Annotated in this window: 12 protein-coding genes; 4 read left to right on the top strand and 8 right to left on the bottom strand. The window is 71.4% G+C overall.

The genetic code is table 11. From position 1 onward, the window contains the following. Positions 1 to 86: 86 nt before the first annotated feature. The 3 genes from DVK06_RS08270 to DVK06_RS08280 form a co-directional block, all read right to left on the bottom strand. Positions 87 to 386 (bottom strand): hypothetical protein, encoded by a 300-nt coding sequence (locus DVK06_RS08270; protein WP_121563234.1) that lies wholly within the window; start codon positions 384 to 386, stop codon positions 87 to 89. Continuing rightward, positions 387 to 4,442, bottom strand: coding sequence for an LAGLIDADG family homing endonuclease (locus tag DVK06_RS08275; protein WP_121599953.1), 4,056 nt, complete (start codon positions 4,440 to 4,442; stop codon positions 387 to 389). Positions 4,443 to 4,534: 92 nt separating this feature from the next. Further along, complete coding sequence (locus DVK06_RS08280; protein WP_053770397.1) at positions 4,535 to 4,897, bottom strand: TRAM domain-containing protein; 363 nt, start codon at positions 4,895 to 4,897, stop codon at positions 4,535 to 4,537. Between the two features lie 199 nt (positions 4,898 to 5,096). Between DVK06_RS08280 and DVK06_RS08285 the strand changes: the two genes are divergently transcribed. Both DVK06_RS08285 and DVK06_RS08290 read left to right on the top strand, forming a co-directional pair. Continuing rightward, entirely contained in the window at positions 5,097 to 7,439 is a 2,343-nt protein-coding gene (locus tag DVK06_RS08285) for a DEAD/DEAH box helicase (protein WP_121599954.1), read from the top strand. An 88-nt stretch (positions 7,440 to 7,527) separates the two neighbouring features. Then, positions 7,528 to 8,295: a topoisomerase DNA-binding C4 zinc finger domain-containing protein gene (locus DVK06_RS08290; RefSeq protein ID WP_199718616.1), complete on the top strand. Its 768-nt coding sequence runs from the start codon at positions 7,528 to 7,530 to the stop codon at positions 8,293 to 8,295. Between the two features lie 21 nt (positions 8,296 to 8,316). Here the strand turns inward: DVK06_RS08290 and DVK06_RS08295 are convergent, their stop codons facing one another. The 3 genes from DVK06_RS08295 to DVK06_RS08305 all read right to left on the bottom strand — a co-directional run bounded on the left by DVK06_RS08295 (position 8,317) and on the right by DVK06_RS08305 (position 12,732). Next, on the bottom strand, positions 8,317 to 9,303 hold the full coding sequence (locus DVK06_RS08295; RefSeq protein WP_053770399.1) for a tyrosine--tRNA ligase: 987 nt from the start codon (positions 9,301 to 9,303) through the stop codon (positions 8,317 to 8,319). A 120-nt stretch (positions 9,304 to 9,423) separates the two neighbouring features. Beyond that, the gene (locus tag DVK06_RS08300; RefSeq protein WP_121599955.1) at positions 9,424 to 11,472 is read right to left on the bottom strand and encodes a DUF460 domain-containing protein; all 2,049 of its coding nucleotides are present in this window, start codon (positions 11,470 to 11,472) and stop codon (positions 9,424 to 9,426) included. A gap of 75 nt (positions 11,473 to 11,547) precedes the next feature. Then, positions 11,548 to 12,732, bottom strand: a complete 1,185-nt coding sequence (locus tag DVK06_RS08305) for a CBS domain-containing protein (protein ID WP_121599956.1) — start codon at positions 12,730 to 12,732, stop codon at positions 11,548 to 11,550. An 84-nt stretch (positions 12,733 to 12,816) separates the two neighbouring features. Between DVK06_RS08305 and DVK06_RS08310 the strand changes: the two genes are divergently transcribed. Beyond that, a complete protein-coding gene (locus DVK06_RS08310) occupies positions 12,817 to 13,197 on the top strand; it encodes a cupin domain-containing protein (RefSeq protein WP_053770402.1) in 381 nt (126 codons plus the stop codon). Here the strand turns inward: DVK06_RS08310 and DVK06_RS08315 are convergent, their stop codons facing one another. Continuing rightward, positions 13,198 to 14,001: a succinylglutamate desuccinylase/aspartoacylase family protein gene (locus DVK06_RS08315; protein WP_121599957.1), complete on the bottom strand. Its 804-nt coding sequence runs from the start codon at positions 13,999 to 14,001 to the stop codon at positions 13,198 to 13,200. A gap of 81 nt (positions 14,002 to 14,082) precedes the next feature. Continuing rightward, positions 14,083 to 14,634, bottom strand: a complete 552-nt coding sequence (locus DVK06_RS08320; protein WP_121599958.1) for a DUF309 domain-containing protein — start codon at positions 14,632 to 14,634, stop codon at positions 14,083 to 14,085. A 137-nt stretch (positions 14,635 to 14,771) separates the two neighbouring features. On the opposite strand from DVK06_RS08320, the gene DVK06_RS08325 reads away from it, so the two are divergent. Then, a complete protein-coding gene (locus tag DVK06_RS08325; RefSeq protein ID WP_121599959.1) occupies positions 14,772 to 15,653 on the top strand; it encodes an EamA family transporter in 882 nt (293 codons plus the stop codon). Positions 15,654 to 15,683: the final 30 nt, after the last annotated feature.

Below are 15,683 nucleotides of genomic sequence, written 5' to 3' on the forward strand. Positions count from 1 at the left end.
CCAATTTATCCGTTCCGGACCGGAACGTTTCAGTCGGCTTCAGCGACCGCCCTCCCGGCCGACGCTCCCGCCTTCGAGGCCGGTCCTCAGAAGCGCTCGACGTCGAACGCGGGCCCGTCCCCGCCGTCCGGGTCGCGCTCGCCGTCGACGCCGCTGGCGGCGAGGACGCGCTCCCGAGCCGCCGGCTCCGAGGGCGCGACGACGACGGTGCCGTCGACGGGGTCGTCGCCGACCGCGCGGAACACGTCGCCGTCGCCGTCGAACTCGGTTGCGTACGTGCGGAGGACGGCCGCGACGCGCCGCTCCGTGGCCGCGAGGTCGGCCTCGCCGTCCTCGAACTCGCGGAGCGCGTCCTCGACGTTCCGTATCGCTGAGATGCGGTCCATCTACGTCGTCCGGAGGTGGCCCTGCTTGGGCTCGTACACCTCGCCCTTCGTCCGGAGCTTCTCGATCTCCTGGTCGGCCTTCCCCGGGTCCAGCCCGATCTCGTCGGCGCGGTCGAGCACCTCGTCGACCGGCGCGCCCTCCTCGTACTCCTCCTCGATGTCCGCGATGAGCCCCTTGATGTTCTTGATGCGGTCGCGCTGGCTCTTCGAGGTGCCCGTCTCGACCACGTCGGCGTCGAACTGCCCCGTCTCCGGGTCGACGCCGATGTCCTTGAGACACGACTCGACGATGTCGGTCGCGCGGTCGGCGTCCTCCCGCTCGACCGTGTCCGACAGGCGGACCCGCGCGCTCGCCTCCGAGAGGCGCACCAGCGCCTCCAGCTTCCGCGCGGTGACCGGCACCGGCGCGTCCTCGTCGGCGCCCTTCGACCGGAGGTCGACGTAGAACTCCTCGATGATGTCCTTCGCCTCGTCGGTCATCGTCGGGTAGCAGTTCCGCTTCGCGTGGGCGATGTACTTCCGTAACAGCTCCGCGTCGATCTCCGGCGCCACCTCCTCCGTGACGCTGTCGACCTCCTCGGCCGTGAACTCCGAGGAGGGCACCTCCGCCCGCTGGGTGTTCAACTCGCCCGCGTAGTTGGTCTTGAGGATGTGCTGGGCCAGCCGGGAGTCGTGCTCCGGGTCCGGGCTGTCCGTCACCGTGAAGATGAGGTCGAACCGCGAGATGAGCGCGGGCTCTAAGTCGATCTGCTCGCCGATCGGCTCGTACTGGTCGAACCGACCGTACTTGGGGTTCGCGGCGCCGAGCAGCGAGCACCGCGCCTTGAGGGTCGCGTTGATCCCCGCCTTCGAGACCGAGATCTTCTGCTGTTCGAGGCCCTCGTGCATGGCGGAGCGGTCCGAGGAGTTGTGGACGACGAGCCCGTTCGCGACGAAGTTGTGCGTCCCCTCGACGGTCAGGTCGTACACCCTCGGTCGCTCGCCGTCGTCGATCCGGGAGAGGATCGACCGCAGTTCCGCCTCCACGGCGCCGACCTCCTCAACGACGGCCTCGCGCAGGTCGTCGAACCGGTCCGTCTCGACCGCGCCGGACAGCCAGCGCGACACGGTCGCCTGACTCACGTCGAGTCCCGACGCCACGTCCGCCTGACTGACGCCGTGAGCGTCGAGCGCCGCCGACAGCGCCGCTCGCGTCTCGCCGACCGGACCGCGGTCGAGCAGTTCGTGAGCGCGCGCTTCCGCCGTGTCGACCGGCCCGCCGATGACGTCGACGAGGCGCTGCCGGAGCACCTCGCCGCGGTGCTCGACCGACCCGGGCGGGACCGTCTCGACCGACTCGACCCGACGCCACTTCACCTCGCCGCGGACGAACTCCCGGAGGTCGTCGAGGTCGGTCTCCGCGACGTCGGTGAGTACCTCCCGGAGTCGCGCGGCCACCGTCCGACGGACCTCGTCGCTCTCCCCCCACTCGCGGGAGACCTGCTGCTGGGACAGCGTCGTCCCCTCGGCTAACTCGGACTGCGAGACGTGGTATCGACTCCGGAGCTCCGAGAGGGTCTCCCACGTCGGCGTCGCGTCGAGCGCGCCGCGGTCGTCGGCCGCGCGTTCGCGCCGCCTCTCGAACGCCGTGAGTATCCGCTCGGCGCGGTGGAGCGAGACGTTCGCGCTCCCGGTCTCGAAGTCGTGGTACGTGACGGCGCCGATGCCGCACTCGCTCTGGTGGAGCCGTAGCGACTCGCGACACCGCGCCAGCACGCCGTCGACCTCCGGGACCACGTCGAGAATCGTGCGGTCGCCGTCGGCGGCAGCGACGACGCGGTCGAGGGATTCGGCCTTCCGCGCGGCCGTGAACCCGACGTACCGCCGGAACGCCGCGAGCGAATCCGCGTCGGTCACCGTGAGGTAGTACACGTCGCGCCCGCCGTCTCGCTCGCGGTGCTGGAGCTGGCTCGACACGCCGAACTGTAAGAGGAGGTTCCTGGTGCCGCGGAGGAGGTCTCGGCTCGCCGACGCTATCCGAACGTTGCCCGCCGACTCGTCGACGTGGCCCTCGCTGTCGGCCAGCGCGCGGACGAACGCGGCCTTCGCCGCGCGGCTCCCCGTCGTCACGGCGGTCGGGAAGCACTTCTCGTCGTACCGACCGAGGTTCATCCCCGCGTCGAGGACGGCGTCGGCGTGCTCCTTCCCGGTGACCCTGACCGTCTCGACGCCGTCGTCGCGCCGTTCGCTCGGCGGCCGCACCGGCTCCGCGTCGAACGCCGCCCGCGCCGCGCGCTCGAAGTCGTTCAGGAGTTCGTCGTCCGTGTTCGTGAACCGGACGCCGTAGACGCCCTCGTCGCGGTCGTAGTAGACGTTGCCGTCGCCGGAGAGGTACCCGAGGACGCTCGCCGTGGCGGGGTCGACCCCGTCAGCGTCGACCGTCGGGCCGTCGCCGGGCTCGGTCGCCGGCCCCCCTCCCCCGCTCGCGGCCACCGCTCCGCCGTCCGCCGCCCTCGTCGCGATCTCGCGCGGGACGTACACCCAGTCGCCGTCGTTCAGCGCGGCCGCCTCGCGCTCGACGCGCTCGCCGTCGTCGAGGACGAAGAACGGGTGGTCGGCGGTCGCGGTCAGCGACTCGCCCGTCTCCGTCGTCACTCGGGTCAGTTCCGACGGCACGTCGTACTCGTGGACCGCCGAAACCGACCGCTCGACGAGGTTCCCGCCCTCGTCCATCGACCAGACGTCGAGGTCGACGTCGCGGATACGTCGCCCGTTCGAGAGCTCCTCGACCTCGCCGTCCTCGGCCGCTTCCCGCGCCAGCTCTCCGATGCGCTCGACGCGCCCGTCGGCGAGAGAAACCAGCGCGTCGCCGGTGACGCAGTCCATCTTGTCCAGCTCGTCGACAGCGGCTATCCCCTTGTCCGCGAGGACGAGCGCGCCGGCTTCGAGCGACCACTGCTGGCCGTCGCCGAAGTCGTCGCGGACGGCCGCGGCCGTGAGGCCCGCCGCAGATGATCCTTTTCCTGAGGTATAAACTGATCTTGGAGCGATATTCTCGACATAACTGATCATTTGACTCTTCCCGGTGCCAGGGTCGCCGATCAGGAGCATGTGGAGGTCGCCGCGGATCCGCGAGCCGTCGGGGAGGTGCTTCGTGACGCCGGAGAACAGCTGGAGGATCATCGCGAGCTTCTCCTCCTCGTAGCCGTAGATGGCGGGTGCGATGGACCCGACCATCGCCTCGTAGATGTCGTCGCGCTCGGAGAGCTCGATGATGTCGCGTTTGTCGGCGTCGGTGATGTCCATGTCCTCGAACTCCTCGTCCTCGATGGCGATGGAGACGCCGTCCATGTACAGGTCGAAGATGGCGGACTTCTCGTTGCCCTGCTCGACCTGTTCGATGTGGAGGACGCCGACGCAGGTGACGTGGTCGCCGGGGCTCACCTCGCCGGTGATGTCGTCGATGATGTCGACGTCGAGCGACTGGGGGGTCTCGCCGCCGCGGAGGCCCTCGGGCGACTCCTGGATGCGGAGCTTCTGGGAGTCGACGAACTCGGACTGGTCGAAGTTGACCCGGAACGGGCCCTGTCGCTCGCAGCCCTGACACTCGTGAGGCTCCTGGAAGCCACCGTCGGACTGGGGGATGTACGTCATCGTGCCGCAGCGCTGGCACTCGAAGGCGGCCTCGGTCACCTTGGGGCGGACGTCCGTGGCCTTGCGGACGATGCCCTGGATCGAGACGAGTTTGCCGATGTGGTCGTCGTGGACCCGAATGCCGCGGATGTCGACGCTCTCGGGGAGGTCCTCGATGCGGACGTGCGCGCGGCCGAGGCTCACGTCGGCGGGGAGGTCGTAGAGCCGCAGCGCCTCCTCGGCGTACTCGCGCATCTGTTCCGGCTTGTTCAGGAAGTCCTCGGCGAGGTCGCGGTCGAACTGGAAGAGGTCGTCGTAGGAGACGTACAGCGAGCGCTGCTCGTTGGGGTACCGCTGGGCGAGCTGTCCGATCTCCTCACGGTAGTAGTTGCGATAGAACTGGATGAACCGCTCCGTGAGGTCCTGGGTGCCGGCCTGAGCCATTGCGACACCACTTCGTCGGCATCACGTATGAACCTCCGGTTCGGAGCGGACGTGGTCTCGGCCGCCGTCTCGCTCTGCCGGTCCGCCCTCGGCTACGCGCGTTCGACGAACGTCGCGTCGGCGGAGGTGCGGCCCTCGTTGAAGGAGAGCACCTTCGCGCGGATCACGTCGCCCGGTTCGAGCCCGCTCGGGATCTCCTCGGTGAAGACGACGAACCCCTCGACCTTCCCGACGGCGACCTCGTCGCCGGAGTGGTGGTCGGTGAGCTCGGTGACGCCGAACTCGTAGGTCTCGCCGATCTCGACCGGCGGCTCGCGCTCCTGTGCCGCCTCGTGGGCGCGTTTCGACTCGCGCGCCTCGCTCGACGGCCCGCGGAGCCGGCGGGCGAGCACGAACAGCGCGAGCAGCGCGACCGCCACGGCGATGCCGACGACGAGCGGCGACGTTGGAATCATACCCGGGCGGTCGGCCGCGGTCACCTAAACGGTGTGGGTACGCGGCGCCGCGGGACTGATCACCTCGCCTGTGTCTCCCTCGACCGCCTCGGCTTCCCCGCGGGCGCATGAGAAACGCCTTTGCCCTCGAAGCCCCCCTCTCGATCCGAATGCGACACAGCCGCGGATCCCGACGACTCGTGCACGGGTGTGGTGTGCCGTGAAGGTCGCGGACGCGGTGCCGGAGTTCGCCGACGCCTTCGGCTTCGACGAGTTCAACCGGATGCAGCGGGAGGCGCTGCCGGGCATCTTAGAGACCGACCACAACGTGGTCGCGTCGGCGCCGACGGCCTCCGGGAAGACGGCGCTCGCCGAGCTCGCCATCTGTAAGACGCTCGACGCGGGCGGGACGGCCCTCTTCGTCGCGCCGCTGCGCGCGCTCACCAACGAGAAGGAGAGCGAGTGGGAGCGCTTCGAGGAGCTGGGCTACTCCGTCTACGTCGTCTCCGGCGAGCGGAACCTCAACCCGCGCCGCGCCGAGCGCGCCGACGTGCTGGTGACGACGCCCGAGAAGGCCGACAGCGCGACCCGGAAGCACGACTCCGCGCGCTACTCCTTCATCACCGACGTGGACTGCGTCGTCATCGACGAGGTCCACCTGCTCGACTCCGAGAAGCGCGGTGCGGTGCTGGAGGTGACCGTCTCGCGGCTCCGCCGGCTCCAGGACCCCCGCGTCGTGGCGCTGTCGGCGACGATGCCGAACATCGACGACGTCGCCGAGTGGCTGGACGCGCCCGCGGAGACGACCTACGCCTTCGGCGACGAGTACCGCCCGGTCGACCTCGAAACGGGCGTGAAGACGTACTCGCACGGCTCGAACGCCTTCGCCGACAAGTACCGGCGGCTCTACCGCGCGCTCGACCTGGCCGAGCCGCACGTCCGCGAGGACGGGCAGGCGCTGGTGTTCGTCTCCTCTCGGCAGGACACGGTTCAGGCCGCCAAGAAGGCGCGCGACGAGATAACCGAGCGGGACATCCCGATCGACTCACGCGACGACTACGACTTCCACAACGAAGCCAAAGAGCTCACCAACGACACGCTCCGCCAGTCGGTCACGGACGGCGTCGGCTTCCATCACGCCGGCCTCGGGAAGGACGACCGCGACCGCGTCGAGGAGTGGTTCAAGCAGGGGAAGATCAAGGTCCTCTTCTCGACGTCGACGCTGGCGTGGGGGGTGAACCTCCCCGCGCGCTGCGTCGTGATCCGCGACACCAAGTACCACGACCCGCTGGAGGGTGAGACCGACATCTCGCCGCTGGACGTGCTCCAGATGCTCGGGCGCGCCGGCCGGCCGGAGTACGACGACGTGGGGTACGGCTGGGTGGTCTGCGACCGCGGGGACGCCGACAGGTACCGCAAACTGTTGCGCGACGGCAAGGAGATCGAGTCGCGGCTCGCCGCCGACCTCGAGTCGCACCTCAACGCCGAGATCGCGATGGGGACGATCCGCGGGCTCGAGGACGTGATGGCGTGGCTGGAGACCACCTTCTACTACGTCCGCGCGCGGTCGCAACCGGAGCAGTACGACTTCCCGACGCTCCGCGACCGCGTGCGTGACCACCTCGAATCGCTCGTCGACGACGGGTTCGTCGCGGCCGACGACGACCTCGCGATCGAGCCGACCGCCCTCGGACGGCTCGCCTCCAAGTACTACCTCCGCTTGGACACCGCCCGCCGCTTCCGCCGCCTCGCCGACCGCGAGACGCTGACGGTCGATTCCGTGCTGGAGACCGTCGCGTCGGCCGGCGAGTTCGACTCCGTCTCGGCGCGGTCCGCCGAGTCGGACGCGATCGACCGGGTCCTCGACGGGCGCGACACCGACCTGGAGGACGGCCACCGCAAGGTGTTCGCCATCCTGCTCGCCGGCATGGCAGACTCGATCCCCTCGGACCTCCGGTCCGACGCGTGGGTGATCCGACAGAACGCGCTCCGCCTCCTCGCCGCGCTCGCGGAGTTCCTCGACCGCTTCGCCGGCCCGCGCGCCGCCAACCTCGCCCGCCGCGTCGAGGCGCGCGTCGAGCACGGCGTCTCCCGCGAGGCGGTCGCGCTCACGGCGATCGAGGGGGTCGGCTCCGGGCGCGCCGAGCGCCTCGCGGACGCCGGCCTCGCCTCCCCGGTCGACGTGGTCGACGCCGGCGCGGCGGACCTCGAACGCGCCGGCATGAGCGACTCCGTCGCGGAGCGGATCGTCGACGCCGCGCGCGACTGCCCCCGCGTCGACGTCGACTGGGGGGACTTCCCCGAGGCCATCGCGGTCGGCGACAACGAGATGTGCGAGGTCGCCGTCGAGGCCGTTTCCGGCGGCGCGCGCGCCGGGATCCGCGTCACGGTCAACGACGTGGAGATGACCGCGACGACGACGTACCTCGACGGGACGGCGACGGTCCCGGTCGGCGTGTTCGGGCCGCCGGACGCCGACGAACTGGAGTTCGTCGTCGAGGTCGCCTTCCCGGACCTCCCGCTCCTCCCCGTCACCGCGACGCGGACGGTCCGGGTGGAGTGACGGCGTCGCCCCGCCCGCTACCGGCGCTCCGCATCCCGGATAAACCCCGTCACGAGCGCTTTTCAGCCATTCCGCGGCCAGTCGCCCCATGCCGCAGCGACTCCGCGTGCTGGCCGGCGACTGCGAGGTAACCGACCGCGGCGACCGCACCCGCACCCACCGGGGACGGGTCGTCGTCCTGATCAAACCCGACGACACGACGCTCGTCCACGACGCCGACGGCTACCAGCCCGTCGCGTGGCTCACCCGCCCCGAGAGCGTCGTCGTCGAGGGCGACGGCGACGGGTTCACCGTCACCGCCCGCGACGGCTCCCGGCGACTCCGCGTCGTCGCGGCGGAGGCGACCGCGAGCCGGGCCCTCCCCGTCACCGAGGCCGGCGTCCCGGTCGGGACCTGCCCGGACGACGGCGGGCCGCTCGTGCGCTCGCGCGGCGACGTGGTCTGCCTGGACTGCGAGGAGCGGCGGGGGCTGCCGTCGGGCGCCAGCGTCACGGACGCCACCTGCGACGACTGCGGGCTCCCGAAGATTCGCGTCGAGCGCGGCGAGCCGTTTCACCTCTGTCTCGACCCGGGCTGCGACCCCATGGCGGAGGCAGTCAGCGACCGCTTCGACGGCGTCTGGGACTGCCCGGACTGCGACGGCGACCTCCGGGTCCGCTCCGCGCCCGGCCGCGTCTACCTCGGCTGCGAGAACTACCCCGACTGCGAGACGACCTTCTCGTTCCCGGCCGGGGTCGTCGTCGACGAGTGCGACTGCGGGCTCCCCGTCTTCGAGACCGCGGCGGGGCTCGGCTGTCTGGACGGGACCTGCGCCCTCGACGGTCGCGCGGCGAGGAACGAGGCGGACGCCGAGTGAGGGCGCCGCGGAACGACCGACCTACTCCGCGAGCTGCTGGCGCCCCGGCGCGATGAGGCGGTCGAGGTACTCCGCGAGCGCGCCCTTCGCGTCCGCGGGGTGGAGTTCGCCGGACTCCAGGTCGCCCTCCAGGTCGTCGTAGGCGTCGTACTCCAGGTTCCCGCCGTACTCCTCGGGGCGCTCGACGGTCACCGCGTCGAACCGCGGGAAGACGTGGTACTCGAACACCTGGAGGACGGGGTTCTCGCGCTCGGCGCCGTCGTCGGTCGGCTCGGGGTCGGCCGTCGGCGGGCAGTAGGCGTCGTTCACCTTCGACTCGATGTCCTCGCGGGAGTCCTCCATCGAGATGGTGACGCCCTCGCTGGAGGACATCTTCCCGCGGCCGGTGCCGAGGTCGGCGATAAGCGGCGTGTGGAGGCTCGTCGGCGGCTCGCGGTCGATGCTCGGGAGCACGTCGCGCGCGAGCATATGGACCTTGCGCTGCTCCATCCCGCCGACCGCGAGGTCGACGCCGAGGTACGGGATGTCGAGCGCCTGCATCAGCGGGTAGACGGCCTGCGAAACCTTCACCGAGTCGCCCGAGCTGATCTCCGCCATCGCGCGCTCGGCGCGGGAGAGGGTGGTCTCCAGTTCGAGGGCGTGGAGGTCGAGCGTGTAGTCGTCGTCGAGCTGGAAGTCGGAGCCGAGCACGAACTGCGTGTTCGACTCGTCGAGCCCGTAGGCGATGAACTGGTCGCGCATGCGCTCGGCGGTGTGGCGGATCTCCTCGAACGATCCCTTGTCGTTGAGGTAGGCGTGTACGTCGGCCAGCAGCACGGTGACCTCGAAGCCCGCCTCCTGGAGGTCGATGAGCTTGTTCGCGGTGAGCATGTGACCGATGTGGAGCACGCCCGAGGGCTCGTAGCCGACGTACGCCCGCTTGCCCTCGGGGTCGTCGGCCAGCGCCTCGATCTCCGCCTCGGTGACCACCTCGGCCGCGTTCCGGGTGATCAGCTCGTGAGCGTCCATACCTCCGAGTGTGCGTTCCCGGACATATGACTTCTGGATGCGTGCCGACGACTCACGGGGAGCGCCGCCAGCGCGGCCGTCGACCGCCGGTTCCTCGGTTTCGAGGCGACCGGGTCGGGGTCACTCCTCGGTCTCGGGCAGCGTCCGCCCCGCGCGGTGCTCGGAGATGATCCGGTCGATCCGCTCGGCCTTCTCGTCGCGGCGGCGCTGCTCGGCGCGCTCCTCCCACTCGTCGACGGCCTCGACGAGGGCCTCCTCGCTCGCGACCGCCAGCTCGTCCACCTCGCGGACCGGCACCGCGTCCGCGGGCACCACCGGAACCGCCCGCTCGAACAGCACCTCGTCGGCCACGTCCGAGAGGTTCCCCTCGCCGCGGATCACCGCGCGGGGCTCCGCCTCGGCGAGCCGCTCGGCGGTCCGGCGACCCGCCCCGGAGGCGTCCCGGAGAAACACCACGTCGCCGGCCACGAGCCCGTACGCCTCGTCGGCGGCGTCGAGCGCGTCGAGCGTGAACTGCTCGACGATCTTCACGCTCACGAGGCCCTGCCCCTCGGCGACGTCGCCGAAGTTCGAGTGGTCGAGCCGCCACAGCTCCTTCAGCGTCTCCACCTTCCGTTCGAGGTCCTCGACGCGCTCGCGGGCCTCGTCGCGCTCGCGCTCCAGCCGGTCCGTCTCGCGTTCGAGCCGCGAGACCGCCCGCCGCGTGCGGGCCTCGATGCGCTCCTCGCGTTTCGCCTCCTCCAACTCGGACTCCAGCTCCGCGATCCGGTCGTCGCGCTCGTCGAGGTCTTCCTCCAGCGACTCGGCGTGGGACTCCAGCCGGTCGACGCGCTCGCGGAGCCGGCGGATCGTCTCCTCCTCCTCGGTGCGCTCCGGCTCCGTCGGGTCCGCCTCCGCCTCGTCGCCCCCGTCGTCGCCGTCGCCGTCGTCCTCGCTCAGGTCCTCGACGACGGCCTCGACCGACGAGCCGCCGGCGACGACGCCGGCGATCACCGCCTCGCGGTCGAGCCGCGGCGGCGTCTTCGCCGCGATCCGCTCGAACTGGTCCTCGTGGTCGTCGTAGGCGTACAGCGCGGCGGCGAGCGCGTCGCGCTCGTGGTCGTTGTCGTAGCTCGCCTCGCGGGTGCGGTGGAGCTTCTCGTCGACCGGGAGGTCCGTCGTGGGGCGCCACCCGGCCGCGTCGAACGAGCGCCGGAACTTCTCGACGGTCTCCGGCATCGGCTCCACGTCGGCGGCGACGATGATCGGCCGCCCCTGCTCGACGATCCACTCGGTCACCTCGGCCGTGTCGCCGGTACGCGAGGAGTAGAGCGCGTGGACGGTGCCGTCGAGGCCGACGACCGCGGCCGCGGTGGTGGTGCCGGGGTCGATGCCGACGATGACGCGGTCGCGCCGCTTCACCAGCGGCTCGTACTCGATGCCGTCGCGGCGCTCGCGCTCGACCTCGACGCGCACGTCGCCGGCCCGCGAGTCCGAGACGGGGATGTCCTCCGGGCGCGCCGCGACCGTGAACGTCGCGTTCGCGTAGCCGCCGTACTTCTCGGTCACGTCGCGCTCGAAGTCGAGGTTCGCCTCGTTCAGCTTCGACTGGACCTGCCGCGTCCGCTTCCGGACGTTGCCGTGGATCCGCCGGGTGTAGCGGTCCTGGCTCCACCCGCCCTTGCCCGTCGAGCGGCCGCGGGACACCTTCACCGTCGTCTCGTCGGTGAAGGCGGTCACCTCGTGGCCGACGTTGGCCGCGGCGAGCCGCGCGGCCGCCTCCGCCTCCTTCATCGGCTCCTTCCCGTAGGGGATCCCGTGCCGGGAAGCGACCCGCGAGAGCGGCTCCGGGCGCTCGGCGCCGGTCACCTGGACCAGCCGCGTCCCGTCCGGCAGCGACCGGAGGAAGCCGACCAGCTCGTTCTTGTCGGCCGCCAGCTCGTAGGCGTTGTCGGTGGCGACGTAGAGGGGCTCGCGGTCGTCGATCAGCCGGCAGAGCTTCCGGAAGGAGACCACGTCGCGGGTGACCCGGGCCATCGGCCCGTCCGCGTCCGGGGCGTCCGGGTCGTCCTCGTCGACGGGGTCGAGGATGACGAGCGCGTAGGAGGGGCTGTCGCCGCGGACGTCGCCGCTGTGGACGTCGACGCCGAACACCGGCCGGTCGCGGGCGCGGATAGTCCGGGTTGTCACGTACCGAGGTAGGTCGTTGCCGCGTATATACCCCACGCCGGGGGGTGCGGCCGGCCGTCGCCGGGGCGCGAGCGGTCAGAGGATCCGCGACTCGTCGCCGGCCCCCTGTCGTCGGCCGCTGATGACGCCCGGCGTGCCGCCGGTCTGGATGATGTTGAACGCGGTCATCAGGTCCGACCGCGAGATGAGCCCGACGAGCGCGCCGTCGGCGTCGACGACCGGGAGGCGCCCGACGCCGTGCTCCTGCATGGTCTGGAGCGCGGTCAGGGCGTCGGCGTTCGGGTCGGCGGCGACGAGGTCGGTCGCCATCACGTCGTTGACGCGGTAGGCGTCGCGCTCCACCTCGCGGACCGACCGCGCGTCTTCGAGCGTCACCATCCCGACGAGGTCGTCGCCGTCGAGGACCGGGTAGCCCGTGTGGCGCTCCTCGAACATCCGGCTCATCAGGTCGGCGACGGAGGTGTCTTCAGTCACCGTGTGGAGGTCCTCGCGGGGCGTCATCACGTCGGTGACGCTGACGCCCTCGAAGGCGGCCTTCAGGGTCGTCTGCTGGGCCTCGCCGGAGGCGGCGATGTAGACAAAGAAGGCGAGGACGATGAGCAGCAGCTGGAAGGTGAACAGGCCGATGATCCCCATCAGGAACGCGAACACCTTCCCCACGGCGGCGGCCCGCTGGGTCGCCTGCGCGTGCGGCTGGTTCCGCGCGAGCAGCGCCCGGAGGACGCGGCCGCCGTCCATCGGGAACGCGGGGAGCATGTTGAACACCGCGAGCACGACGTTCAACAGCGCGAGGTAGCCGAAGACGAAGAGGACCGCGTTCGAGCCCATCGGCGCGACGAGGACGACGGCGTAGCAGGCCGCCCCGACCGCGACGCTGACGAGCGGGCCGGCGATCGCGATCCAGAACTCGTGTCTCCAGTCCTCGGGGAACTCGGCGAAGCTGGCGAGGCCGCCGAGCAGCCACAGCGTGATCGACTCGATCTCGTAGCCGTACCGCATGGCGACGAGCGAGTGCCCGAACTCGTGGAGCAGCACGCCGGCGAACAGCCCCACCGCGGCCGACAGGCCGAGGATCCACGGCGTGGTCCCGGTCGCGACCGCGGCCGTGTCGATGCCGAGCCCGGCGACCTCGTTCATCACCTCCGCGATGGTGCTCACTTCTCCGCCGATGAGGTACGCGAACAGCGGCAAGACGAGCAAGAACGTCCAGTTGAGGCGGATCGGAATACCGAACGCGCTCCCGACCTTGATTCCACGCATACCCTCCGGTTCGGCCGGTGATCGGTTAAGTCACCGGGTCAGTGCGGTGATCGGTTAAGTACCTCCCGCCCGTCACGGACGCCCATGAGCGACACAGCCGATCCCGGGGCGGTCGTGAAACGCGCCGACGCGGTCGCGTCCGAGCCGGTCGACGCCGCCGAGGGGCTCTCGAAGGCCGTCCTCCTCGACGAGTCCGACGGCGCCCCGAACTTCGCGATGCGCCGGTTCGAACTCGCGCCGGGCGCCGAGGTCCCGCGCCACACCAACGCGGTCGAACACGAGCAGTACGTCCTTTCCGGCGAGTACGTCGTCGGCGTCGGCGACGAGGAGCATCGGGTGTCGCCGGGCGACGCCCTCCTCATCCCCGCGGGCGTCGAACACTGGTACCGGAACGCGGGCGACGAGCCGGGCGCGTTCATCTGCGCGGTGCCGAACGGCGACGACGCCATCGAGCTCGTTGAGTAGCTACTCCAGCGTGCCGACCCGGTCGGCGACGTAGCCGAACTGGTCGCGGTAGCCGTTCGGCGACAGCAGCACGGGGTAGAAGGGCTCGTCGGCGAGCAGCGGCTCGCCGTCCGCGGCCGCGAACCGCTCGCCGGACTCGACGCGCTCGAAGTTGCGCGCGAACACCTCGTACGCCTCGGCGTCGGGCTTCGGGATCCGCTCGCGGAGCCGGAACACGGACACGTCCTCGCGGCCCCCGGCGTCGAGGACGTCGTCCGCGCCGGGCGCGGTGATGGCGCCGGTCGCCGCGAGGAACGCGCGGGCGAGCCAGTAGGCGTTGTCGGCGGCGCTCTCGGAGCCCTGGAGCCCGGCCTCCACTTCGAGCGTGTGCGGGTGCTCGATGAGCCGGCCCTCGGTGAACGCGTCGGTCTGGATCACGGCGTCGACGGGGAGGTGCGGCGCGACCGCGCGGGTCACCTCGTCCATCGAGTCGATGACGGCGAACGGCTCGGCGTACGACTGCGTCGAGTGGATCGCGAGGGTGGTACACCCCGCCAGCGCGTCGACGAGGTCGGCCGCCAGCCGCACCTCGTGGGCCGCCGCGTCGGGGTTGCCCGGAAACGCCCGGTTGAGGTCGGCGTCGAGGTACCGCTCGCCGGCGTCGAGCGCCGCCTCGTTGGCGACGATCAGCCGCACCGGACGCTCGGGGGCGAGGTCGGCGCCGAGCAGGCGCTCGACGGCGCGGGCGCCGCAGGGCTCGTCGCCGTGGATCGCGCCGACCACGGCGACCTCGGGCTCCCCGTCGCCAAGGTCGTGAATCTCCATACGACTTCCAGGCGGGCGGCTGATAAGTGGCGTTCGGATCGGCGGCGGCCGCGAGCCCTCGCCCGCGTCGTCGGCCCGCCCTCAGTGCCTCTCGTCGACCCGCTCCGCGTACTCGTAGTCCGCGGGGTACGCCGGGGGCCGCGCGCCGTCGAGCGTGATCTGCCAGCCGTCGACCGCGTTCGGGTCGTCGAGCGCGGCGCGGAGCGTCTCTCGGACGTCCGCGACGTCGACGCCGTAGAAGTCGCTCGGGACGCCGTCGAGGTACTGGAGGGCCGTCTCGAACAGCGACCGCATCCCGGCGTCGTTCTCGAAGTCGACGCGCTTGTACGCGCCGGCCGCGACCTGGACCATCCCGTGGAGGAAGGCGCTCTCCGCCGTGCCGCTCCCGTAGTTGTACCACTCGTCCTCGAAGCAGTCGTGGCTCTCGTGGTAGGCGCCGTCGTTGAACAGCCGGACCCCGTGTTCAGTCGCGCGCCGGAGCGTCGCGTGCTCCCAGTACCCCCCGACGGCCCCCGCGTCGGCCGCGCCCTCCGCCGACGTCTCCCCGTCGCCGGACGGCTCGTCGCCCGCGTGCCACCCGGTCGGGTTCCCGAGCGGCGGGGCGACGCCCGGGTCGCGGGTGTGGTCGTCCATGTGCGCGGCGTTCACGCGGGAGCGACCTAACGGTTTCGCGGGGACGAGAGAGAGGCCGCTGTCGCGGCGAGGGCGCCGGTACGGGGTCGCCACCGGATCGAACCCTTCTTTTCGCCGGTCGCGCTCGGGGCGAACGAATGGACGCCGGGCTCCTCTTCGCCGTCGCCGCCGCCGTCGTCTGGGGGACGTACCTCTTCGTCCTGAAGCGCGCCTTCGCCGACTATCCCCCGGCGGCGCTGACGGTGGCGGTCAACGCCGCGGCGCTCGGGTGGTTCCTCGCGGGCACCGGGCTCACGGTCGGGTTCGGCGACGCCGCGGCCGGGCTGGCCGGGATCGCCGTCCCCCGGCGGTTCGCCGTCGTCGCCGGCACGTGCGTCGCGACGGCCGCGGCCTTCGTCCTCTTCCTGCGGGCCATCGAGGACGGGGCGGTCTCGTACGTCGCGCCGATCAACAAGGTGGTCCCGATGTTCGTCCTCCCGCTGGAGGTCGGGCTGCTCGGTCAGGTGTTGGCGCCGATCCAGGTCGCCGGCGCCGTCGTCACCACGCTCGCGGTGTACGTCGCGAACTACGAGCCGGGGAGCTTCTTCGCGCCGCTCGCGCGGGCCGCCCGCTCGCGGCCCGCCCAGCTGGCGCTCGCGAGCGCGGCCTGCTACGCCGTCGGCGACGTGGGCAAGCGGGTCGCGCTCCAGGAGCTCGCGATCCCCGGCACGCTCTGGGTGCCGCTGCTGCTCGCCGGCGTCGCGGTCGTGCTGCTCCCGGCGGCGGTGCAAACCCCGATCGACGCGAGTCGCGAAGACGTTCCGAAGTTCCTCGCGGCCGGCGCGCTCGTCGCCGTCGGCGAGCACCTGACCACGGTCGCGTTCGCGGCGCTGCCCGCGAGCGTCGCCTCGCCCGTGATCAACACGCAGGCTATCGTCGCGGTCGTTCTCGGCGGCGTGCTGCTCGGCGAGCGCCACTTCCGGCTCCGGCTCGTCGCGGCCGTCCTCGCGGTGGTCGGCGTCGCCATGATAGCCGGGTGACTCGCCGGGCGCGCCGTCGGTCACCCGAGA

The sequence above is a fragment of the Halorubrum sp. Atlit-28R genome, assembly GCF_003665955.1.
Taxonomy (GTDB): domain Archaea; phylum Halobacteriota; class Halobacteria; order Halobacteriales; family Haloferacaceae; genus Halorubrum; species Halorubrum tropicale.